At 35.7% G+C, this 19,962-nt stretch carries 24 protein-coding genes and 2 pseudogenes; 14 read left to right on the plus strand and 12 right to left on the minus strand.

The window, feature by feature from the left end; genetic code table 11:
- Positions 1-4: 4 nt before the first annotated feature.
- The 5 genes and pseudogenes from EL158_RS00120 to moaC all read right to left on the minus strand — a co-directional run.
- Positions 5-1,603, minus strand: a pseudogene (locus EL158_RS00120) (methyl-accepting chemotaxis protein); the annotation flags it as partial.
- Positions 1,604-1,778: 175 nt separating this feature from the next.
- Positions 1,779-1,970, minus strand: coding sequence for a hypothetical protein (locus EL158_RS08915; RefSeq protein WP_027304747.1), 192 nt, complete (start codon positions 1,968-1,970; stop codon positions 1,779-1,781).
- Positions 1,971-2,066: 96 nt separating this feature from the next.
- Positions 2,067-3,197, minus strand: coding sequence for a hypothetical protein (locus EL158_RS00130; protein ID WP_027304746.1), 1,131 nt, complete (start codon positions 3,195-3,197; stop codon positions 2,067-2,069).
- A gap of 11 nt (positions 3,198-3,208) precedes the next feature.
- Positions 3,209-3,472 carry an HP0495 family protein gene (locus EL158_RS00135; protein ID WP_027304745.1) on the minus strand — a complete coding sequence of 88 codons (264 nt, stop codon included), beginning with the start codon at positions 3,470-3,472 and terminating at the stop codon, positions 3,209-3,211.
- A complete protein-coding gene (gene moaC / locus EL158_RS00140) occupies positions 3,450-3,923 on the minus strand; it encodes a cyclic pyranopterin monophosphate synthase MoaC (protein WP_027304744.1) in 474 nt (157 codons plus the stop codon). The genes EL158_RS00135 and moaC overlap by 23 nt, the downstream gene beginning before the upstream one ends.
- A gap of 83 nt (positions 3,924-4,006) precedes the next feature.
- Here moaC and EL158_RS00145 point away from each other — a divergent pair, with 83 nt between their 5' ends.
- A complete protein-coding gene (locus tag EL158_RS00145; protein WP_027304743.1) occupies positions 4,007-4,150 on the plus strand; it encodes a highly acidic protein in 144 nt (47 codons plus the stop codon).
- Positions 4,150-5,439 (plus strand): MFS transporter, encoded by a 1,290-nt coding sequence (locus EL158_RS00150; RefSeq protein ID WP_027304742.1) that lies wholly within the window; start codon positions 4,150-4,152, stop codon positions 5,437-5,439. The genes EL158_RS00145 and EL158_RS00150 overlap by 1 nt, the downstream gene beginning before the upstream one ends.
- Here EL158_RS00150 and cheQ read toward each other — a convergent pair.
- From cheQ to rpmI, 4 genes are all read right to left on the minus strand, one after another.
- Positions 5,436-5,912 carry a cheVAW transcriptional regulator CheQ gene (gene cheQ / locus EL158_RS00155; RefSeq protein WP_004276006.1) on the minus strand — a complete coding sequence of 159 codons (477 nt, stop codon included), beginning with the start codon at positions 5,910-5,912 and terminating at the stop codon, positions 5,436-5,438. The genes EL158_RS00150 and cheQ overlap by 4 nt on opposite strands.
- Before the next feature lie 19 nt (positions 5,913-5,931).
- Positions 5,932-6,786: a cheVAW transcriptional regulator CheP gene (gene cheP, locus EL158_RS00160; RefSeq protein WP_027304741.1), complete on the minus strand. Its 855-nt coding sequence runs from the start codon at positions 6,784-6,786 to the stop codon at positions 5,932-5,934.
- A gap of 97 nt (positions 6,787-6,883) precedes the next feature.
- The gene (gene rplT / locus EL158_RS00165) at positions 6,884-7,237 is read right to left on the minus strand and encodes a 50S ribosomal protein L20 (protein ID WP_004276008.1); all 354 of its coding nucleotides are present in this window, start codon (positions 7,235-7,237) and stop codon (positions 6,884-6,886) included.
- A gap of 86 nt (positions 7,238-7,323) precedes the next feature.
- Positions 7,324-7,515 (minus strand): 50S ribosomal protein L35, encoded by a 192-nt coding sequence (gene rpmI / locus EL158_RS00170; RefSeq protein ID WP_002777995.1) that lies wholly within the window; start codon positions 7,513-7,515, stop codon positions 7,324-7,326.
- 141 nt (positions 7,516-7,656) lie between these two features.
- Between rpmI and EL158_RS00175 the strand changes: the two genes are divergently transcribed.
- From EL158_RS00175 to EL158_RS00190, 4 genes and pseudogenes are all read left to right on the plus strand, one after another.
- Complete coding sequence (locus tag EL158_RS00175; protein ID WP_027304740.1) at positions 7,657-8,799, plus strand: Cj0814-related protein; 1,143 nt, start codon at positions 7,657-7,659, stop codon at positions 8,797-8,799.
- A 78-nt stretch (positions 8,800-8,877) separates the two neighbouring features.
- A pseudogene (locus tag EL158_RS00180) lies at positions 8,878-9,263 on the plus strand (hemerythrin domain-containing protein).
- A gap of 74 nt (positions 9,264-9,337) precedes the next feature.
- Entirely contained in the window at positions 9,338-10,519 is a 1,182-nt protein-coding gene (locus tag EL158_RS00185; protein ID WP_027304739.1) for a NifS family cysteine desulfurase, read from the plus strand.
- A gap of 9 nt (positions 10,520-10,528) precedes the next feature.
- Positions 10,529-11,500 (plus strand): iron-sulfur cluster assembly scaffold protein NifU, encoded by a 972-nt coding sequence (locus EL158_RS00190; RefSeq protein WP_027304738.1) that lies wholly within the window; start codon positions 10,529-10,531, stop codon positions 11,498-11,500.
- 17 nt (positions 11,501-11,517) lie between these two features.
- On the opposite strand, the gene EL158_RS00195 is transcribed toward EL158_RS00190, so the two are convergent.
- The 3 genes from EL158_RS00195 to galU form a co-directional block, all read right to left on the minus strand.
- Positions 11,518-11,952 (minus strand): Dps family protein, encoded by a 435-nt coding sequence (locus EL158_RS00195; protein WP_027304737.1) that lies wholly within the window; start codon positions 11,950-11,952, stop codon positions 11,518-11,520.
- 75 nt (positions 11,953-12,027) lie between these two features.
- Positions 12,028-13,248, minus strand: coding sequence for a glucose-6-phosphate isomerase (locus EL158_RS00200; RefSeq protein ID WP_027304736.1), 1,221 nt, complete (start codon positions 13,246-13,248; stop codon positions 12,028-12,030).
- Entirely contained in the window at positions 13,242-14,066 is an 825-nt protein-coding gene (gene galU / locus EL158_RS00205; RefSeq protein ID WP_004278108.1) for a UTP--glucose-1-phosphate uridylyltransferase GalU, read from the minus strand. Before galU ends, EL158_RS00200 begins: the two co-directional genes overlap by 7 nt.
- A 103-nt stretch (positions 14,067-14,169) precedes the next feature.
- Here galU and EL158_RS00210 point away from each other — a divergent pair, with 103 nt between their 5' ends.
- The 8 genes from EL158_RS00210 to EL158_RS00235 all read left to right on the plus strand — a co-directional run bounded on the left by EL158_RS00210 (position 14,170) and on the right by EL158_RS00235 (position 19,737).
- Positions 14,170-14,589, plus strand: coding sequence for a MerR family transcriptional regulator (locus EL158_RS00210; protein ID WP_027304735.1), 420 nt, complete (start codon positions 14,170-14,172; stop codon positions 14,587-14,589).
- A gap of 217 nt (positions 14,590-14,806) precedes the next feature.
- Positions 14,807-15,226, plus strand: coding sequence for a cupin domain-containing protein (locus EL158_RS00215; RefSeq protein ID WP_034956189.1), 420 nt, complete (start codon positions 14,807-14,809; stop codon positions 15,224-15,226).
- A gap of 2 nt (positions 15,227-15,228) precedes the next feature.
- The gene (locus EL158_RS08630; RefSeq protein WP_225532260.1) at positions 15,229-15,504 is read left to right on the plus strand and encodes an LbetaH domain-containing protein; all 276 of its coding nucleotides are present in this window, start codon (positions 15,229-15,231) and stop codon (positions 15,502-15,504) included.
- Entirely contained in the window at positions 15,501-15,803 is a 303-nt protein-coding gene (locus EL158_RS08635; RefSeq protein WP_225532262.1) for a DapH/DapD/GlmU-related protein, read from the plus strand. Before EL158_RS08630 ends, EL158_RS08635 begins: the two co-directional genes overlap by 4 nt.
- Positions 15,804-15,943: 140 nt before the next feature.
- On the plus strand, positions 15,944-16,519 hold the full coding sequence (locus tag EL158_RS00225; RefSeq protein WP_027304733.1) for an NAD(P)H-dependent oxidoreductase: 576 nt from the start codon (positions 15,944-15,946) through the stop codon (positions 16,517-16,519).
- Positions 16,520-16,527: 8 nt separating this feature from the next.
- Entirely contained in the window at positions 16,528-16,674 is a 147-nt protein-coding gene (locus EL158_RS08450) for a hypothetical protein (protein ID WP_164715681.1), read from the plus strand.
- A gap of 38 nt (positions 16,675-16,712) precedes the next feature.
- Positions 16,713-16,946, plus strand: a complete 234-nt coding sequence (locus EL158_RS08640; RefSeq protein ID WP_225532263.1) for a hypothetical protein — start codon at positions 16,713-16,715, stop codon at positions 16,944-16,946.
- A 127-nt stretch (positions 16,947-17,073) separates the two neighbouring features.
- Positions 17,074-19,737, plus strand: coding sequence for a DEAD/DEAH box helicase (locus EL158_RS00235; RefSeq protein ID WP_027304732.1), 2,664 nt, complete (start codon positions 17,074-17,076; stop codon positions 19,735-19,737).
- Positions 19,738-19,962: the final 225 nt, after the last annotated feature.

Below are 19,962 nucleotides of genomic sequence, written 5' to 3' on the forward strand. Positions count from 1 at the left end.
AAACCTAAAACTTCTTCTTCACATCTTCAAGGATATTATTAGCTATATCACTAACAGTGTTAGAGATGATAGCACTTTCATTAGCAATTTCTACATTATCCTTAGTGGTTTGATCTATTTGAGCCACACTTTCATTAATCTGTGTGATACCAGCAGTTTGTTCTTTAATGCTTTCTGCCATATCATTGATAGATTGGACAAGTAAATTAGTATTTGCTTCTATCTCACTTAAAGACTTTTGGGTTCTTTCTGCTAGTTTTCTTACTTCATCAGCCACGACGGCAAAGCCTCTTCCGTGTTCTCCTGCTCTTGCAGCTTCTATGGCAGCATTAAGAGCTAGAAGATTGATTTGATCAGCTATATCACCTATAATGCTTGTTACATTTTTAATATCTTCACTTTGAGCGATAACATCACTTGTTTTTTGAGAAACATTTTGCATAGAGGAGGTTATCTCTTCTAAAGCAGCAGCAGTTTCTTCTAAAGAAGCAGCTTGAGAATTTGAACTTGTAGTAAGGTTTTGCACAGCGTTTTGAAGTTTGGAGCTTTCATTGGCTAAAGAATTTGCAAAATCAGAGCTTTGTTTAAGCATTTTGATGATTTCTTCGCCTAAGGCATTAGTGGTTACTTCTACACTACCGCTTGCATTTTCTATTTTGTGTCTAAAGTCTAGGCTTTTAAATTCTTCAAAGATAGAATGAATTTTATTCATATCTTTACCCACTTTAGTTTGTAAGACATCAAGGAGATTATTAAGAACGCTTTTAAGTTCTATGAGTTGTGGGTTTCTAGGATTAGCTGTGATTCTTGCTGTTAAATCTCCGTTTTCGACTATGCCTACTGTGGTAACACTTTCTTTTACAGCTTGTTTATCTTGGTCTAAGCCTTCTTTGGTGGCTTTGATGTTTTCGTTAATAGCAGCTGCCATTTGACCAAATTCATCGCTTGTTTTAATGCTAATGGTAGAGATGTCTTGTGTTTTATGATTGATGAAATCAAAGAAGGAGTTGAGACCGGATTGGATGGAGTTGAGTGGATATAAATTTCTAGCAATTAAAATTCTTACCAAAAGAAGTGCTACGATGATAGCCACTAAACCAGAAATAACTTGTTGAAACAAAATTTTATTACTCGCTTTAGAACAACTACTTTCAGCTGTAATGGTGCAAATTCTAAAATAAGGATTAAAGGTTAAATCGCACATTACCGCCTGTGCTTTACCATCATTACCTTTGACATAAAATAAAGTATCGTCATTATCATCATCTAAAAGATGTGGATTTGCCTTAATTGCATTAGCAATATTTTTACTTAAAGTTGTTTTGCTTAAAATTTTCTCTTCTTCTTCGTGGAAAAGTATATCACCATTAGGACTAATCACTTGAGAATACGACTCCGCAGTGCGTCCCATCATTAAAATTTGGTCAGAAATCGCTGCTAAATTCAAATCTCCACCCACTATACCGACAAATGTGCCATTATGGATAACTGACACGGTATAAGTGATGACTGTTTTGCCATCTGTTGCATTTTTATAAGGTTCGGTGGCGATTAGCTTATCTTCTTGTTTAGTTTTTTCATACCAAGGTCTTGTTTTGAAATCAAGTTGCTTAAGGCTAAGTGAAGTGCGATTTGAAAGGTAAGTTTTAGCATTTTGCTCACTTGCAAAGAAAACTTCGCCAAATTCTGCCGTTTTAAGTGTCATTTCAAGTAACTCATAAATTTCGTCTTCGTCCAAATGTCCTATTTGAGAGGCTAGAACGGTCATAGCATTTCTTTTAAATCCTATTAAAAGTCTTTAAGGTATCGTCCATTAATTTAAATTGCGATTCCTTAAGGAGTCTAAAGCTATTTTCTTTAGAGCCAAAATAAGCTACAGCACTTGTGATGCTTAAAATAATTACAATCAAAATCCCAACATAAAGTGTTAGTTTTGAAGATACACTCCCTAATTTCCCTTGTTTTACCATACCTATCCTTCTTGTATTGAAATTAAATTTAGGATAAATATTGTATTTAAATTTTATTTAAAAAATTTGAAAATAGTTTTTATTATTTACTTTATATTAATTTTTTTTATGGATAAATTTTTTCGCCCTCTCCCATAGTCTAAAACCCAAATTTTTAGCTTTTTTAATATTTAAATTTTTATATTTTTCGCTTGTTCTTTTTTCTAATTTTAAAAAATTCGCATTTAAATCGTTCATCTTTCTTTGTGCAAATTCATTAAAGTCATTGATTTTAGGATTTTTCTTAAGTTCCACCAAAAAGAAGTTTATTTGCTCTCTATTTTCATTTGCAAAGCGTTTAAGTTTGGCAAAAATGCTATCAAACTCCTCTTCGATTAAACGCTCAATTAGCTCTTTTGAAGGGTTTTTTTGCTTTTTTGCCTCTGTTTTTAACAAGGATACAAAATCGTCCTCAATGCCGATTAATTCTTTACTTTTAAGTCGAATTTCCTCCTCAAATTCGATGAAAGTAAGAGAATTTTTAAATTTTTCTATCCCCAAACTAATGCCATCACTCACACCTCTAACCGCTCCTAAAACCAAGTCTTTGGCAAAAACTATGCTTTCATTTGCAAGCTCAAACACCACATTTAAAACAAGGCTTGAAATTTGCAAAATTCTTTCTTTTTCAAAATGCGACTCACAAATGGCATTATAGACCAAATTTTTAGCAATCTCCTCGCTCGTTAGCTCTATATCCTCACCCTTTTCAAGTGTCGTTAAAAAGGCACTTTCGGCTGTTTCTTTCAAAATGCCTAACATCTCAATGTCAAATAAAATTGCCCCATCAAGCCCCTTAGAAAACTCATTTTTGAAATTTGACTCTTGTAATATTTTTTCAAATTCTAAAAAGCGATGGCTGATTTGATTTTTCAAAGAAATTTTATAATTTTCTATTTGCCCCTCAAGTCTCTCCGCTTCCGCTATAAGAGCATAAAGCGAATTTTGTGCGTCCTTAGTGTTAGCCCTAACCATCGCTTTAATCACCTTTGTTATATTTTCTTCATCAAACAAACCAAGCTTTTTCAAAATGTCTAAAAAGCCTAGTAAAAGTTCATTTAGGGCATTTGCTTTTTGATTTTCTTGCTTATAGACTAAATTAAAACTTAAATCCTCCAAAATTTCCTTCACATTTTCAGGGCTTAAATTTGACAAAGAATTTTCAAAAATCATTAGGGTATTTTTCATCGTTTGCCTTTCTACAATACAAATTTAGATTTTTCTTTAAGTTTTGCAAAAATAGAAAGCCTATCTTCCTTACTATCCACATAAACGCTTAATAAATAGCTTTGATATTTACCATTTTTACTTGAATTTGAAGCCTTATATTTAAATTCCCTCTGCTTTAAAATGCTTTCAAAAAGCTCTCCTGCCCTCTCTTCACGCTCAAGTATGACCTTAAAATCCCAGAAAGTAGGGTAATTAATAATAGGTTCTTGCTTAAAATCGCACAAATTGACCACTTTTGCCACCTTCCTTGCTTAAAAGCATAATTTCATCAAGGCACATCATTTTATCAATAGCCTTAACCATATCATAAATTGTTAAAAGTCCAACACTTACAGCCGTTAAAGCTTCCATTTCTACGCCTGTTTTGCCCTCGCATTTCACACTTACGATAAGCTTAAAGGCACACTCCTTTTCAAGCTCGATGATGTCGGTTTCGACCTTAGAAAGCATTAAAGGATGGCACATAGGGATCAAATCGCTCGTTTTCTTCGCTCCCATAATCGCCGCTATAATCGCCGTTTGAAGCACGGGACCCTTTTTGGCACTATTAGTTTTAACCGCCTCAAAAGCCTCTTTACTCATCGTGATTTTACCGCTAGCCTTTGCGATTCTTAGCGTGTCATTTTTCTCACTCACATCGACCATTTTGGGACGATTTTTCTCATCTAGGTGGGTTAAATTCATCATTTTCCTTAAAAAAATGCAAAATTATAGCAAATTTAATGAAATTTAAGCTAAAATACACTTTTTTAAATTAAGGAGTAAAAATGTCTTGGAACGATGAGAAAGAAAATTTCGAAGAATTTGATGATGAAGAAGAAGTTAGGAATTCGCATAATTCTTATAATTATGATGAAGATGATTACGAATTTGATGATGAAGAAAATGACGATTTTTACGAGGTGGACTAATGCAAACTTTAAAAAGAAAACACTTTAAAACTCTCGCTCTTTCCTCTTTGGGCGGAACTTTAGAATTTTATGATTTTATCATTTTTGTCTTTTTTGCTGCTTATATTTCTAAGAATTTTTTCCCTGAAAATTTAAGTGAGTTTTGGAAATTATTTAACACTTACGGCATTTTTGCGGCTGGATACTTAGCGCGTCCTTTGGGTGGGATAGTTATGGCACATTTTGGCGATAAATTTGGGCGTAAAAATATGTTTATGTTAAGCATTTTACTTATGGTGATCCCTACTTTTTCTTTAGCTTTTATACCAGGTTTTGAAACTCTAGGTTATACTTGCATCGTGCTTTTGGTGCTTGTGAGAGTCTTGCAAGGCATAGCCATAGGTGGGGAATTACCCGGTGCTTGGGTCTTTACCTACGAACACGCCCCATATCATCAACGACACACCTATTTAGGCATTTTAACTGCTTCTGTTTGTGGTGGAATTTTGCTTGGAAGTTTGGTATTTTTGATGATGAATAAAATTTACACTCAAGAAGAGCTTTTTGAGTGGGCTTGGAGAGTGCCGTTTTTCTTAGGAGGAATTTTTGGCATTATTTCTGTATATCTTAGAAAATTTTTAAGCGAAACACCTATCTTTGAAGAGATGAAAAGAGAGCAAAACTTAGAAAAATTCCCACTTAAAGAGGTTTTTAAAAGAGCGAAGCTTAGTGTAATTTGCTCTATGCTTATCACTTGGGTTTTAACGGGGTGTGTTGTCATTTTAATCTTGCTTTTACCAAGCTATATGAGTGCAATGCTTCAAATCGATAAAATCGAACAAAGCTATTTGCAAATGCTAGGTATCGTTTCGCTTTGCGCAGGTTGCGTTTTTAGCGGAATTTTGGGTGATAAAATCGGCGTTGCAAAGACTTGCATTTTATTTGCCTTAGGACTTATCGTTTTTAATTTCATCTATTTTAGCACTCTTTACGCACCAAATTCTAGCCTTAATAGCGTTACAAAATGGTATCTTTTGGCTTGTTTTTTTGGAGGGATAGTTAATCTCTGCCCTATGATAATGAGTGAAATTTTTGACCCTAAAATCAAATTTTCCGGACTTTCTCTAGGCTATAATCTCGCCTACGCTTTAGCTGGAGGATTTACCCCGCAGCTTGCCTTTTTCTTGCATACTTTTGCTTTGCAAAATTTGGATAATGCTTTGCGTTTTTCTCTTGGATTTTACATTTTATTTTTAGGTTTTGTGGCTTTTTTAACGGCTTTTATGTATCAAAAATTAGCTAAATTTTAATAATAGCCCACGCATAAACTTGGCGTAATTTTAATACGCCTTTCTAATGGCGTGGGGCTAAAAAAATGGCACTTTTCTATATAAATGTGTTGATGATAATCAAGCTTTAAAAAATCATAAAATTTCTTTAAGTTCACAAATTTAACCCCAAAAAGCTCTTTAAGCTCCAAAAGTTTATAAATGGCGGAATTATTTTTCTCAACTAAATGAGAGGGGGAAAGTGTCGTAAAGGAGCAAAAAGCACTTGCTAACACAAAACCACTTAGATCCGTGCATTGCTTAAGGGCATTTTGATGCTTTTCTAAAATGCAGTTTTTATGCAAGAAAACAATTCTCGTGCCTTGATACCTGCCTATCTCGGCTTTTTTCCAAAATTTATAGGCATTTTTAGAAATATTTGCAAAATGAGAAAATTCGACATTTAAAACATAATGATCTAAAAATTCATTAGGAGGTAAAATAAGACTTTTCATCGCAAACTAGCCAAAATGGCTAGCCCTTATTGATATTGTTGCGTGCTTTTTCAGGAAGCTTTGCGATGAAATTATCCATATCAAAAGATACGCCGCCATTTTTTGCTTCTTGCATTAGAGCTATGACTGCCTCGACATTAAAAGGCGAAGAGCCGTGATAAGGTGCGAAAAGATGATTGGTAATAGACAAAACATAGGCAGATTTTTTCACATTATCAGAAGCAGCGTGAGGAGAATTGATGTAGCAAACACTTTCAATCAAACTCTCATCAAAATTCCACCTATGAAGCAAAAAGCCTAAAAATGAGAGACTATCCACACCTAAAAATTCGTTTTCAATTAAAGAAATGTTAGAAAAATTAGCCGCTTTAAGCCTTTCTAAAAATTCCTTATCTTTCTTATTTTGTATAAGAAAATGAGAAAATACAACCATACCAAGCCTTAAAAGCATCACGCAAGGCACAAGAGTGTAGGAGAGCTTTTTATCCTCATCATTAAGCCAATTTGTGATGAAATTGACCTCTTCATTGCAAGAATTTAAAAAATCCTCAGTGTTTAAACCATAAGGGCTAAGATCGATTTTAAAATTATCTTTAATAGAATTTGCTAAAACTACATTTTTAATATTTCCTATGCCAAGCAAGGTTATAACTTGTGTGATGGTCGTTATCTCACTTTTAAAACCATAAAAAGGGGAATTGACAAGTTGCAAAAGCTTTGCCATTAAAAGTGGGTCGCCAGAAATAATCTCCGCAACTTTTTCCGTCTCAATCTCAGCACCCGCTTCATCGATGTAAGCTCTAAGCTTATTAACAGTGTCTGGTAGGGGAGGTAAGCTTTCTACGCTTTGAAGCAAAAGCTCGTTCATATCCATTTTTTATCCTTATTAGGAAAATTCTAAAAAATGATTATAGCTTAATTTTGTTAATTAAAGTTGTAAGAATTTATCCAAGTTAGACTTGGATAAAAGATTATAGAGCTTTTTTAACGGCGTCTGCTATCTTAGCAAAAGCTGCTGCGTCATTCATAGCCAAATCGGCTAAAATTTTTCTATCAAGCTCAATACCCGCTTTTTTAAGACCATTGATAAATTTAGAATAACTTAAATCATTTAGCCTACAAGCTGCATTGATACGCACAATCCAAAGACGGCGAAAATCTCTTTTTTTACGGCGTCTATCACGATAAGCATAAACTAAACTTCTTTCTAATTGCTCTTTAGCTTTTCTAAAATGCTTACGGCGTCCGCTATAAAAACCACGCGCTAATTTTAAAACTTTTTTATGTCTGCGGCGTCTTACCACGCCTGTTTTTACTCTTGCCATTTTTATTTCCTTTCATAAAGTGGCGTCCAAATTTGGAACTTGCCCTTAAATTTTTAAGGGGAGCTTGAATGACCGAAGTCAAAAACTTAAATTCCTAGCATTTTCTCCACAGCTTTTACATTTGTGCTATGCACATATTTAGCTGTTCTTAAGTCGCGCATTCTCTTTGCAGGCTTTTTTGTCAAAATATGACTACGAAATGCCGAGCCTCTTTTGATCTTGTTTTTACCTACTTTGAAGCGTTTAACTGCGCTTTTAACGCTTTTCATCTTTGGCATACGCTTTCCTTTGGTTTAATTTTTTCATAATGAAAGGGCGAATTATACTAAAGCTTTGCTTTTTTTGGGCTTAAGCTTTGAAATTTAACTTGGCACATTTTTTGCTTGATGATTAAAGCAATCAATTTGAAAAGAGCAACAATGATAATTAATTCAACAAACAATTACCAAAATTTCGCCCCCTCTCATCTCAATTTAGCAAATTTAGAGCAAAAAGAAACGGAGGCTAAAACAGAGCAAAAGCAAGAATTAGAACAAAGCTTTCATACGAATTATAAACAAACTTATAGTAGCGAATTTGGCTTTAGAATCGATGAAAAAGGCTTTTTTGAAAAGGACTTAAATCAAATCGCCAATCTTCCGCAAAATTACGCTATACACATTAATAGCGTGCGTTTAATCGCCAAAGAAATCGTCAAAACAGAGCAAATTAATCATAATCAAATCGACCTTCCTAAACTTTTAAACGAGCATTATAACGCTTTAAAATCTTTAAATGAGGAATTTAAAAGCGAAGATGATGTGAGCTTAAATCGTTCTCAAATTTCTTCTTTAAAGGCTGGATTTTCCACTATGAGTGGGGAATTTAATGATGCAATTATCCGTGTATATCCTCATCAAGAAGCCCTTATTAGAGCTCAAAAAGAAATAAGCTCTTTAAACACCCTCTTTTTGGATAATAAAATCACAAGTTTTCAATTTGACAAAGCTCTAAGCAACACCTCATCAAATAAAATTTTAAAGCCTTATCTTAGTAAAAATGGCGAGGTTTCTAAAACGGGACTTTTAATGAATTTTACTTATCACAATATCAAAGAAACAAACGAAAAAGAAGCAAATTTTTTTATGAAACCTGCAAATTTAGACCTTAATTCCCATCAAAATTTATATAAAATTTTAAAAGGTGAGCTAAAAACAGAAGATTTTATCAAGGATAATAACGAAGAAAAAATGAGCTTTGATCTTTATCTTTATGTCAATGGAGTAGATAAAAAAACGACTTCACAAGATAAACTTTCCGTATTTTTTCAACAATATATCAATTATCAAAAAGAGATGAATTTGAGAGAATTTGCAAATTCTAGTTCCATTTTTAAGCTTTATAGCGATGGGGTTAGAGAAGACTTTGAGTCTATGGCAAGAGACTTTAAAAGTCAAAATGAAAATTTAGAAAATATCAATTTGCAAAGAGCTAAAGAAGCAGAGAATTTTTTAGAACGCCGCCAGAAAATAGCAAATTTTAATAAAATCGTCAGTTCCTATTTAGATGTGATGAATTTTTAAGCGAAGAAAAGATATGATCCGCCCTTTTCAATTTTCTAAATTTCAAGGAAAAAATTGTATCGTCTAGAATCCTTAACTATGCATAATAAGCTTTTAGATGCCCAGCATAAAGAGCTTTACGAACTCGCTAAAAGAATCACGCATTTAAATTCTTCCTTTGTGTATTCTAAAGAACTTAAGCCTTTTTTGAGAGAATTGCTTTCATTTATGAATAGGCATTTTGTCGATGAAGAAGAATTTATGCTGCAAATCAATTATCCAAATTTAAGCGAACACAAAAAATTCACCGCAAAATCATCTTAGAAATTGAAGAAATCATCATCACGGAAGCTAAAATTTTAAACACTATGTCAAGAAAAATAGAAAATGTCGTAACGGATTTAATTTTCAAACACACAGCCAAAGAGGATTATAAAATCGCCCAATTTTATGAAGAAAATTTCCTCAACAAAGGCAAAATTTAAACAAGATTTTATAAATTTTTGCTATTATCCACTTTAAAAAGACTTAATATGTCCTAAATAAAGGAGTTATTTTAATGAAGGTTTATTTAGACAATAACGCAACAACAATGCTCGACCATAGTGCCTTAGAGCTGATGTTGCCTTATCTTAGAGAAAGTTATGGCAATCCAAATAGTTTGCACCAGTGGGGTAGCTTAACTCACCCAGCCTTAAGAGCAGCTATGGATAAGCTTTATGAAGGGCTTGGAGCGAGTGATTTAGATGACATTGTCATCACTTCCTGTGCGACTGAAAGTATTAATTGGGTGCTAAAAAGTGCTTATTTTGACTATATTTTAGATAAAGAACGCGATGAGATTATCATCTCAAGTGTAGAGCATCCTGCTGTTTCTGGGGCGGCACATTTTCTAAAAAGCCTTGGCGTTAAAGTCATTGAATTGCCCGTTAATAGCGAAGGCGTCTCAAGCGTAGAGCATTTAAGAGAAGTGATAAGCGATAAAACTGCCCTTGTGAGCGTAATGTGGGCAAATAACGAAACAGGTATGATTTTTCCCATCAAAGAAATGGCAGAACTTAGCCACGAATTTGGTGCATTATTTCACACAGACGCCACACAAGCAGTAGGGAAAATCAAAGTTGATTTAAGGCAAAGTGGGGTCGATTTTGCCTCTTTTTCAGCACATAAATTCCACGGACCAAAGGGCGTGGGCGGACTTTTCATCAAAAAAGGTTTAAAACTCACTCCGCTTTTACACGGGGGTGAGCATATGGGAGGACGGCGAAGTGGAACGCTAAATGTTCCTTATATCGTGGCTATGGCAGAAGCTTTACGCATAGCAAATTCTATGTTAAATTTCGAAGACTCTCACATACGCCGCTTAAGAGATAAGCTCGAAGACGCTGTTTTGAGCATAGAAGATACTAGTGTCGTAGGAGATAGAAAAAACCGCGTCCCAAATACCATTTTAGCAAGCATAAAAGGAGTCGAAGGCGAAGCGATGCTATGGGATTTAAATAAAAATGGCATAGCCGCTAGCACGGGATCAGCCTGTGCGAGTGAAGATTTGGAAAGCAATCCTATAATGGAAGCCATAGGTGCTGAAAACGACCTTGCTCATACAGCTTTAAGGCTTTCTTTATCGCGTTTTAACACGGAGGAAGAGATAGACTACGCAGCGACTCAAATCAAAGCCGCCGCTAAACGCCTAAGGGCAATTTCAAGCACTTACGCTTATAATCCAAACAATTATAAATAAGGAAAAACAATGGCTAAAAATAATCTAATCGGTGGTTCCATTTGGGACGAATACTCTCAAAAAGTGCAAGATAGAATGAATCATCCTAAATTTATGGGTGAATTTAACGAAGAAGATGCGAAAAATAGAGACGCAAAACTGATTGTGGCAGATTTTGGTGCAGAAAGCTGCGGCGATGCGGTGAGACTTTTTTGGCTTGTCGATGAAAAAACGGACACTATTATCGATGCGAGATTTAAAAGCTTTGGCTGTGGAACGGCAATCGCAAGTAGCGATACTATGGCGGAACTTTGCATAGGTAAAAAAGTCGATGAAGCCGTAAAAATCACAAATTTAGATGTCGAGTTTGCAATGCGTGATGAGCCAAATACCCCTGCCGTGCCACCACAAAAAATGCACTGCTCGGTTATGGCTTATGATGTGATTAAGCAAGCAGCAGCGACTTACAAAGGCGTGTCTCCTGAAGATTTTGAAGAGCAAATTATAGTTTGTGAATGTGCTAGAATCAGTCTTGGGACAATCAAAGAAGTCATTAGGCTTAATGACCTTCATAGTGTCGAAGAAATCACGCAATACACTAAGGCTGGAGCTTTTTGTAAATCCTGTATTAAACCCGGCGGACACGAGGCTAGAGAGTATTATCTAGTCGATATTTTGGCACAAACTAGAGCCGAAATGGATAAGGAGCGTTTGAAAAATTCTACAAAAGATAATGTTGCTTTTGATGAAATGACTATGGTGGGACAACTTAAAGCTGTTGAAGCTGTATTGGATACGGAAATTCGTCCTATGCTTCAAGGAGATGGTGGCGATATGGAAGTTATAGATTTACAAAAAGCTGAGGGAGGGGCTATTGATATTTATATCCGTTATTTAGGGGCTTGTAGTGGCTGTTCTAGTGGGAGTGGAGCGACTCTTTACGCGATAGAAAGCGTCTTGCAAGAAGAGCTTAGTCCAAATATACGCGTTATGCCTGTGTAAGCGGAGTTAAACTCCGCTTAGGCTAGGCTTGACTTAAGCATCCAAAGACTTTTTTCATACTTAGCGATATTTTCTTGTGCGAAAGCCGCTGTTGTAGTATCTGCGGCTTTTTCTGCTTCTTCATTGAGCTTTTTAAATTCACTTAAGAGATATTCATAATCTTTTTTTACAAGCTCTAAAATCTCAAGCGGGGTAAAGCAGTCTTTTTCCGCTTTTGGAGCCTTAGCATTTTCTAGCAAAACCTTAGGGCAAACGATAGCCTTTTCTCCAAGCTGTAAAGCTCTCTCCGCACAAGCGTCAAAAAGTTCGGCTAACTCTTCATAAGCTTTTTCTGTATATTCGTGGATAGAAAAAAACTGAAGTCCCTTAACATTCCAGTGATAATTGTGGAATTTAATCCACAAGCTATGCGCATCCGCTTGTAATTGTAATAATTGTTTTGTTACTGACATTTTGTCTCCTTTTTAAGATTTGTAAAATTATAGCATTGAATTCTTAAATAATAATTATTATTAATTAAAAAAATTTTATTTCCTTAATAAATTTTTTAAAATAAGCTTTCCAACCTCAACTCCGGGCTGATCGTAAGTATTAATTCCAAGCATAAGCCCACACGCCGAAGTAAAAAGCTCATAATAATACATCAAATACCCACAATGCCACGCATCAAGCCTCTCAAGCTCTATCACATCGACACTTAAATTCTCCGCACACAAGGCGTGCATAGTCGCATCGCACTGGGCGTTTAAAAGCTCGTGTAAATTCACGCCATTACTCAAAGAATCTAGAAATTTAAAATGAATATCAGGGATAAGTGGGGCTTTTTGACTATCCTTAATTTTTAAAAAAGTTATGGTTTTATTTTTCGGTCCGTCCATTATAAGCTGCAAGAAACTATGCTGATCTCTAGCACCGATGAGAGCTATGGGCGTTAAACCTAGTCTTTTATAGCCTTGCTTTTTGCCAAGACTTTCAGCGATGAGCTGGATATACCACTCATTAAAGCCCTTAAAAGCATCACTATAAGAAAAAAGCACATTAATGTTTGCACTTTTATGCGTGCAGTAATGATAAGCCTTTTGCAAAATCACATCTTTTTTATGCGAGAAAAAGTCCTCAAAGCAAGCTTCCGCTCCCTTTAAAAGTGCTTTGGCATTATAGCCACAAAAGCAAAGTGGCACAATGCCCACAGCAGATAAAATGCTAAAACGCCCACCGACATTTTGTGGGATAAAAAAGCATTTTATCCCCAAACTCTCGCCCTCTTTATGCAAATTTGAATTTTCATCAGTGATAAAAACAAAATACTTATGAAGTTCGTTTAAATTTAAATTAAAATGTGCGATGATGAGTTTAAAAAGGCTAATTACCTCGACCGTGCTACCTGTCTTACTTGTGATGATGAAAAGACTCTCCTCAAGCTTGACTTGCTTTAAAATTTGACTGACAGAATGCGAAGAGGTATTATCAAGTATTAAAAGCTCTCTATCATTATCTTTTTCGTCAAAAAGTAAGTCTTTAAGGGCTTTTACTCCACAACTTGACCCGCCCATACCGACTAAAACGACCTTTTTAACATAAGCTTTTTGAGAGATAAATTCCAAGCTTTCTTCTATCAAAGTCTCGCCCATTTTATGCAGGTGATAATAGCCCACATCGCCACTTTCTTGCTCGTCATTAATGCGTCTAGCGTAAGCGTCTATCTTCTCTAGGCTTGTTTTTTTAAAAAAAAGGGTATTTTCTAGCATAAACTTTTCTTGTAAAAATAATTTGTCGCTTCGACATATCCATCAACACTACCGCAGTCAAAGCGTTTTCCCTCAAATTTATAGGCTAAAACCATACCATTAGTTGCTTGAGTTAAAAGGGCGTCTGTGAGCTGAATTTCGCCGTTTTTCCCCGCCTTAGTATTTTCTAAAATGCCAAAAATATCAGGCGTTAAGATATAACGCCCTATAATGGCTAAATTACTCGGTGCTTCTTCAACGCTTGGTTTTTCTATCATAGAATGCACCATAATTAAATTATCCTCCACGGCATTTCCTGCTATGACGCCATAATTACTCACCTGATCCTTTTCCACCTCCATCACGGCGATAATGGTGCAGCGGTATTTCTCGTAAATTTTAACCATTTGAGCCATTACATTTTGTCCGTTTTCATTGACGCATAAATCATCAGCCAAAATCACCCCAAAAGCCTCATCACTCGCCAAAGGTCGCCCCTTTAAAACCGCATCGCCTAAGCCTCTCATTTCATTTTGTCTTGTAAAAGTAAAAGTGCAACGGCTTATTAAAGAGCGAATCTCGCTTAATAAATACTCCTTTTTCGTGCCTGAAATTTGATGTTCAAGCTCATAAGAGATGTCAAAATAATCCTCCAAAGCCCTCTTTCCACGCCCTGTAACAAAGCCCATATTGTCCATACCTGCCTCTAAAGCCTCATCAACTCCATAATGAATCAAAGGCTTAGTTAAGATAGGAAGCATCTCCTTTGGTAAAGCCTTAGTTGCTGGTAAAAAGCGTGTGCCATAGCCCGCAGCGGGAAAAATGCAAGTTTGAAGCATAAAATATCCTTAAATTTTTGTAAGGATTATATTTAAATTTTACAAATGAAATTCAATTAAATTAAATAATATTCTTTAAATACAATTACAAAAAGGATAGCAAATGGCATATACAATCATAGAAGTTGAGAGAATGATAAATATCCCTTCAAGAAAGATTAGATTCTGGCTTGATAAGGGGCTATTTCCCTTTGTGGAACGCGATGAAAATGGGGTGCGTTACTTTGCAAAAAGTGATATGGAGTGGGTGAAGTGGATAGAGTGGCTTAGGCAGTGTGGAATGAGCTTGAAAGAAATTAGAGAGTATGCGGAGGCTTTGAGTGGAGGCATTAAAACTGCACCAAAACGCAGGGCATTATTGCAAAAAAGCTATGCAAATTTACAAGCACATATCGCTTCATTGCAAGAGATTTCACAAAAGCTAGAGACAAAAATTGGGCTATATGATGAGATGATAGAAAAGGGCGTAGATACCTTTAACCCACAAAGTAGGGATTATAAAGAGTGCGAAAAGCAGTGCTAAGCTACTGCTAAATCGCCCTTAGTCAAATAGGCTATATTTCCTTAGCCTTAAACCTAACTTTGAAATTCTAGCCGCTTTCAAGCCCTAGTCTAAATAAGTTCAAAAATCTTGCATTTTCCCCTTGACAGACACTAGGTGTCAGGCTTTATGCTTTTATTTTAGAATCTAATATTTGCTTAAAAGCTTAGATTCTATCAAATACTCAAAGGAGACAAATATGCAAGAGATTACAAAAGATGCAACAGAGATGAAAGGAGATTCTAGAATCTTTAGTGGTGAAGTTGGAGTTACAATGCTTTTTGAGAAAAATGCGTGGCGAGATTTTAGCGGTGCAAAGGTGCATTTTAGCCCAAAGGCTAGGAGTGCTTGGCATACTCACCCCGCTGGACAGACACTTATCGTAACGCAAGGTGTGATTTACACAGGCACAAAAGATGGCATTATCCACAAAGCAGAAGTAGGGGAGAGCATTTCTTGTCCGCCGAATGTAGAGCATTGGCACGGAGCTGGGCTAGAATCTAGCGGCACACATATCGCCCTAACGCAATATGATAAGGATTCTAATGTGATATGGGGCGATAAACTAAGCGATACAGAGTATTTGCAAGCGATTAAACAAGCAGAGAAAAGGAAGTGATTATGCAGGATATAAATAAAGCAAAAGCTACAACAAACGCTACGCCAAGCACAGATAGAGATATTTTGGATATAAATGGGGAGTTAATAAGCCCTGATGATAAGGATTTCTCACAGATTTTAGCCGTTATAGAAAACACACAAAAGCTAGATAAAGATTCGCTAAGGGCTGTTTTTAGCGAGATTGTAGGCTATGAAGTGGATTCTAGCACTTGGATATTCCCGCCTTTTTATACAGATTTTGGACGCAATATCAAGGTAGGCAAAACTTCTTTATGAATAGCTCTTGCACTTTTATGGATAGGGGCGGGATTACAATCGGTGATGATGTGTTTATCGCCCCAAAGGTATGTCTTACCACAATCAATCACGATTTTAACCCCTACAATCGCAAGGCGACTTTCACAAAGCTCATTGTGATAAAAGATAGAGTGTGGATAGGGATAAATGCCACGATTTGCCCGGGCGTTACCATTGGGGAGAATTCAATCATCGCCACAGGAAGCGTGGTAACTAAAGATGTCCCACCAAATGTCATTGTAGGCGGAAATCCAGCTAAGATTCTAAAAAGGCTTTAGAATCTAATATAGGGATTGTGAGATAAAGCATTTTGATATAAGAGGATTCTAAAATTATATATATTTTTTTATTTTCTCCCTTGACAAACACTAGGTGTCAGGATTTATAATGTCGCTTATATTTCACAAAAGGATTTAATATGCAAGCATTACTCATAAATGGCAGTAAAAAATTTGGCAATGATGGCACAAGGCTTAATGCTACTTTACAAAGTGTGGCAAAAGAGGAGCTAGAATCTAAGGGCTATAAGGTGCTAGAGACAATTATTGATAAAGGCTACACACCACAAGAGGAGATAGCAAAGATTAAAGAATCTAGCCTTATTATTTATCAAATGCCTGCGTGGTGGATGGGTGAGCCTTGGATTGTGAAAAAATATATTGATGAGGTGTATCTTGGTGGGGTGGGCATTTTGTTTGCAAATGATGGGCGAAGTCGTGCTGATGAAAGTTTAAAATATGGCAGTGGCGGACTAGCACAGGATAAAAAAGTAATGCTAAGTGTAACTTGGAATGCCCCAAAAGAAGCCTTTATAGAATCTAATGGCTTTTTTGAAGGTGTGGGGGTGGAGGGTGTGTATTTGCACTTACGCAAAATACACGAGTTTTGTGGTATGGAGTGGTTGCCGATTTTTATGTGTAATGATGTGGTGAAAAACCCACAGGTGGAACGCTATATTACTAAGTATAGAGAACATATAAGAACATATTGTTAAGGAAAATTATGATTATTCTAATCGGTGGGGAAAGCCATACAGGCAAAATGCTTTTGGCACAAAGGTTGCTTGAAATCTATCATTATCCTTATATGAGTTTAGATCATTTAAAAATGGGCTTTATAAAAGGGGTGAAAATCCGCCTTTTAGCGTAGAAGAAGATTCTAAAATCACCGCATTTTTATGGAATATCGTGCAAGGCATTATTGAGACTTGCAATGAGCAAAATCTCATACTAGAGGGCGTGTATTTAACGCCAAAAAATGTGCGAAATTTGCTAGATTCTAAGCCCTTTGCACCTATAAAAGTGCTTTTTCTTATCTTTTCAAAGCAATATATTTTAAAACATTATCACACAATAAAACTCAAAGAAAATACCATAGAAAAACGCAGGAATCTTATGTGGCTAGTAAAGAGCAGCTTATAAAAGAGCAATGCAAAAAGTGTAATATTCCATTTATTGAGATACAAGAAGATTATGAGAGTGAAATGCAAGGGGTGGTTGTGGTGTAATATTTTATCTTATAATATCATAAACTTATTATGGAGCATTTATGGATAGCACAAAGTTTTTGATTATACTTAATGGTGAAGATAAAACAGAATCTATTGCAAGTATAAAAAAGCAAGATGATGTATGGCACATCACATTTGCTAATAGGGCAAAAACCTATACTTATAAATACGATAAAGTTATCTTTCTTACAAATCCACAAAGACACACAAAGCCAGAGAAGCTTGGTATTTATAATGCTAAATTTGCTCTTATTTTTGAAAAATATTGCAAAATATTTTTTGACAATGGGACAACAAAATTGCTAGAAACAGCAATACTATTACCAAATGTAAAAAGCAGTAATGCTAATGTGTTTTTGTATTGCAAAGAGTTGGCTACTATCGTGGGGGTAAAAAATGAAGATAATGAATCGCTTCTATCAAGGGCATACAATAAAATAGATATGTTAGTAAAAGAGAGTGTTTTGAGCAATTATTTACACCCAAGTCAGCCGCATAGGACTAATGAGATAAATGCTCCCATACTTTCGCCATTTGGCTTAAATGCCTCACAATTCCAAGCAATTTGCAATGCTCTAGAATCTCAAATAAGTATCATAGAAGGACCACCCGGCACAGGTAAAACACAAAGCATATTAAACATCATTGCAAATAGTCTATTTCTTGGAAAAAATGTAGCCGTGGTTTCTAACAATAATGCTGCCACGGATAATGTCTTTATGAAGTTAGAAAAATATGGCTTAACATACTTATGTGCAAAACTTGGCAAAAAAGATAATATCAAGCAGTTTTTGCAGAATCAATCACACACCTACCCAGATTTTGCACAATCTATTACACAAGAAAGGAAAGATACCTTCTCTCAAGCTATCAAAAAGCTCAATATACAAGCACAAGAAATCTTTACTTTGCAAAATGCAATCGCAAAACAAAAGACTATGCTTAGTGCATTAGAGCTAGAATTTCACCATTTTACAATGCAAGAAAACTTAACGATACGACCACATTTTTTAACACTTTTGCAAAAGGATTCTACTCTTTTGTTAAAGACAAAAATTGCTCTTGAAAACACCCCAAAAGGCTGGCGATATTTTTTACTTGTATGCAAACTTTTCTTAATACAACGCATTGGAAATTTTACTTTTTATAAACTTCCCCTGCAAGATATTATCCAGCATTTTGAATATGCCTATTATATGCAAAGCATCGCTACTGCTAGAGAAATACTCACGCACGATACAAAGCGATTAGAAATATTACGCGATACACAGACCCTAGAGCATTTACAAGAATATTCCTTAACCCTTTTACAAGAATCTTTGCGGATTAGATATGGCACCCACACGCAAAGACCCATTTTTAGCGAAAAAGATCTTTTGACTAATGCGGAGCAGTTTTGCGATGAATATCCTATAATTTTTAGCACCACACACGCTATCAAAAATTGCTTTGGGCGAGATTTTCTCTTTGATTATTTAATCATTGATGAAGCCTCGCAGGTAGATTTGGTAACAGGTGTTTTAGCTCTAAGTGTGGCTAGAAATATTGTGATTGTAGGAGACACAAAGCAGCTGCCAAATGTGATAGACTCTACAATGTCTCAACAAATCCAAGAGCTTACCACACGCTATAAAATACCTCCACATTATGACTATATGCAGCACTCTTTCCTAAGCTCTGTGTGCAGTGTTTTGCCAAATGCTCCTAGCATTTTGCTTAAAGAGCATTATCGCTGCCACCCTAAAATCATCAATTTTTGCAATCAAAAGTTTTATGGCAGCGAGCTTGTCATTTTAAGCGAAGATAATGGGGAAGCAAATGTGCTAGAAGCGTATGTTAGCCCTGCTGGAAATCACGCAAGAGGGCATTATAATCAAAGAGAAATTGACATTATTGCCAATGAAATTCTGCCAAACACCACCATAGAGCCACAAGAAATAGGCATTATTACACCCTATAATGAGCAAAAAGCACGGCTGCAAAATGCAGTTGGCGAGATTGAAGCAGACACCGTGCATAAATACCAAGGCAGAGAAAAAGACCTTATCATCATCGCAACTACCGATAATCAAAGCAATGATTTTATCGATGATAGCAAAATGCTAAATGTCGCCATTACACGAGCTAAAAAGCAGCTCAAACTCATCGTATCCTATGAAGTGTGCCATAAGCAAAACACAAATATCAATGACTTTATCCGCTATATTACTTATCAAAGTGCCAAGCCTATAGAGAGTAAAATTTATTCAATCTTTGATTTACTCTATAAAGCAAATGCACAAGCAAGGGCATTGTATCTCAAGGGCAAAAGGCGTATCTCACAATTTGATTCAGAAAATATTGCCTTTGCTTTTATCAAAGATATACTTCAGCAAGATTCCTACCATAGCCTTGATGTTTTGCCACATATACCCCTTGCTAAAGTCATTAAAATAGATGAAACTCTCACACAAGAAGAAAAGCTCTATGCGCAAAACCCACTCACACATTTTGACTTCATCATCTATCACATTATGGATAAAGCCCCCCTGCTTGCTGTTGAGATTGATGGCTATGCGTTTCACCATACGCATAAGCAGCTAAATCGCGATAGGCTTAAAGATAGCATTTGCAAAAAGCACAATTTACCACTTTTGCGTCTTAGCACCACACAAAGTGCAGAATCTAAACGCTTAAAAGATATGCTTCAGGCTTTGCTTTAAAAGATAAATGCGATATTGAATGTAAAAAGAGTCGTAAAAATTTAAAAATTTTAACGACAAGTTGGTAAGCTTCAATCTTGCTAAATTAAGTCATTAAATATTGCAAATTTTCACAAACTCCCTTGACGGACACTAGATGTGAGGTTTTATAATGCCAACTCAAATTTAAAGGATTTTTATGCAACACATCACTTTAAATAATGGCATTACAATGAAAATTGCCTT

Source organism: Campylobacter upsaliensis (genome assembly GCF_900637395.1).
GTDB classification, from domain to species: domain Bacteria; phylum Campylobacterota; class Campylobacteria; order Campylobacterales; family Campylobacteraceae; genus Campylobacter_D; species Campylobacter_D upsaliensis.

Bases quoted from the DNA above. Each gene is read 5' to 3' on its own strand.
- EL158_RS00195 (WP_027304737.1), bottom strand. From the start codon at position 11,952: ATGTCAGTAACAAAACAATTATTACAATTACAAGCGGATGCGCATAGC.
- EL158_RS00235 (WP_027304732.1), top strand. From the start codon at position 17,074: ATGGATAGCACAAAGTTTTTGATTATACTTAATGGTGAAGATAAAACA.
- EL158_RS00130 (WP_027304746.1), bottom strand. From the start codon at position 3,197: ATGAAAAATACCCTAATGATTTTTGAAAATTCTTTGTCAAATTTAAGC.
- EL158_RS00145 (WP_027304743.1), top strand. From the start codon at position 4,007: ATGTCTTGGAACGATGAGAAAGAAAATTTCGAAGAATTTGATGATGAA.
- rplT (WP_004276008.1), bottom strand. From the start codon at position 7,237: ATGGCAAGAGTAAAAACAGGCGTGGTAAGACGCCGCAGACATAAAAAA.
- EL158_RS00150 (WP_027304742.1), top strand. From the start codon at position 4,150: ATGCAAACTTTAAAAAGAAAACACTTTAAAACTCTCGCTCTTTCCTCT.
- EL158_RS00210 (WP_027304735.1), top strand. From the start codon at position 14,170: ATGGCATATACAATCATAGAAGTTGAGAGAATGATAAATATCCCTTCA.
- cheP (WP_027304741.1), bottom strand. From the start codon at position 6,786: ATGGATATGAACGAGCTTTTGCTTCAAAGCGTAGAAAGCTTACCTCCC.
- EL158_RS00215 (WP_034956189.1), top strand. From the start codon at position 14,807: ATGCAAGAGATTACAAAAGATGCAACAGAGATGAAAGGAGATTCTAGA.
- moaC (WP_027304744.1), bottom strand. From the start codon at position 3,923: ATGAATTTAACCCACCTAGATGAGAAAAATCGTCCCAAAATGGTCGAT.
- EL158_RS08915 (WP_027304747.1), bottom strand. From the start codon at position 1,970: ATGGTAAAACAAGGGAAATTAGGGAGTGTATCTTCAAAACTAACACTT.
- rpmI (WP_002777995.1), bottom strand. From the start codon at position 7,515: ATGCCAAAGATGAAAAGCGTTAAAAGCGCAGTTAAACGCTTCAAAGTA.
- EL158_RS08630 (WP_225532260.1), top strand. From the start codon at position 15,229: ATGCAGGATATAAATAAAGCAAAAGCTACAACAAACGCTACGCCAAGC.
- cheQ (WP_004276006.1), bottom strand. From the start codon at position 5,912: ATGAAAAGTCTTATTTTACCTCCTAATGAATTTTTAGATCATTATGTT.
- EL158_RS00200 (WP_027304736.1), bottom strand. From the start codon at position 13,248: ATGCTAGAAAATACCCTTTTTTTTAAAAAAACAAGCCTAGAGAAGATA.
- EL158_RS08450 (WP_164715681.1), top strand. From the start codon at position 16,528: ATGATTATTCTAATCGGTGGGGAAAGCCATACAGGCAAAATGCTTTTG.
- EL158_RS00185 (WP_027304739.1), top strand. From the start codon at position 9,338: ATGAAGGTTTATTTAGACAATAACGCAACAACAATGCTCGACCATAGT.
- EL158_RS00225 (WP_027304733.1), top strand. From the start codon at position 15,944: ATGCAAGCATTACTCATAAATGGCAGTAAAAAATTTGGCAATGATGGC.
- EL158_RS08635 (WP_225532262.1), top strand. From the start codon at position 15,501: ATGAATAGCTCTTGCACTTTTATGGATAGGGGCGGGATTACAATCGGT.
- EL158_RS00175 (WP_027304740.1), top strand. From the start codon at position 7,657: ATGATAATTAATTCAACAAACAATTACCAAAATTTCGCCCCCTCTCAT.
- galU (WP_004278108.1), bottom strand. From the start codon at position 14,066: ATGCTTCAAACTTGCATTTTTCCCGCTGCGGGCTATGGCACACGCTTT.
- EL158_RS00190 (WP_027304738.1), top strand. From the start codon at position 10,529: ATGGCTAAAAATAATCTAATCGGTGGTTCCATTTGGGACGAATACTCT.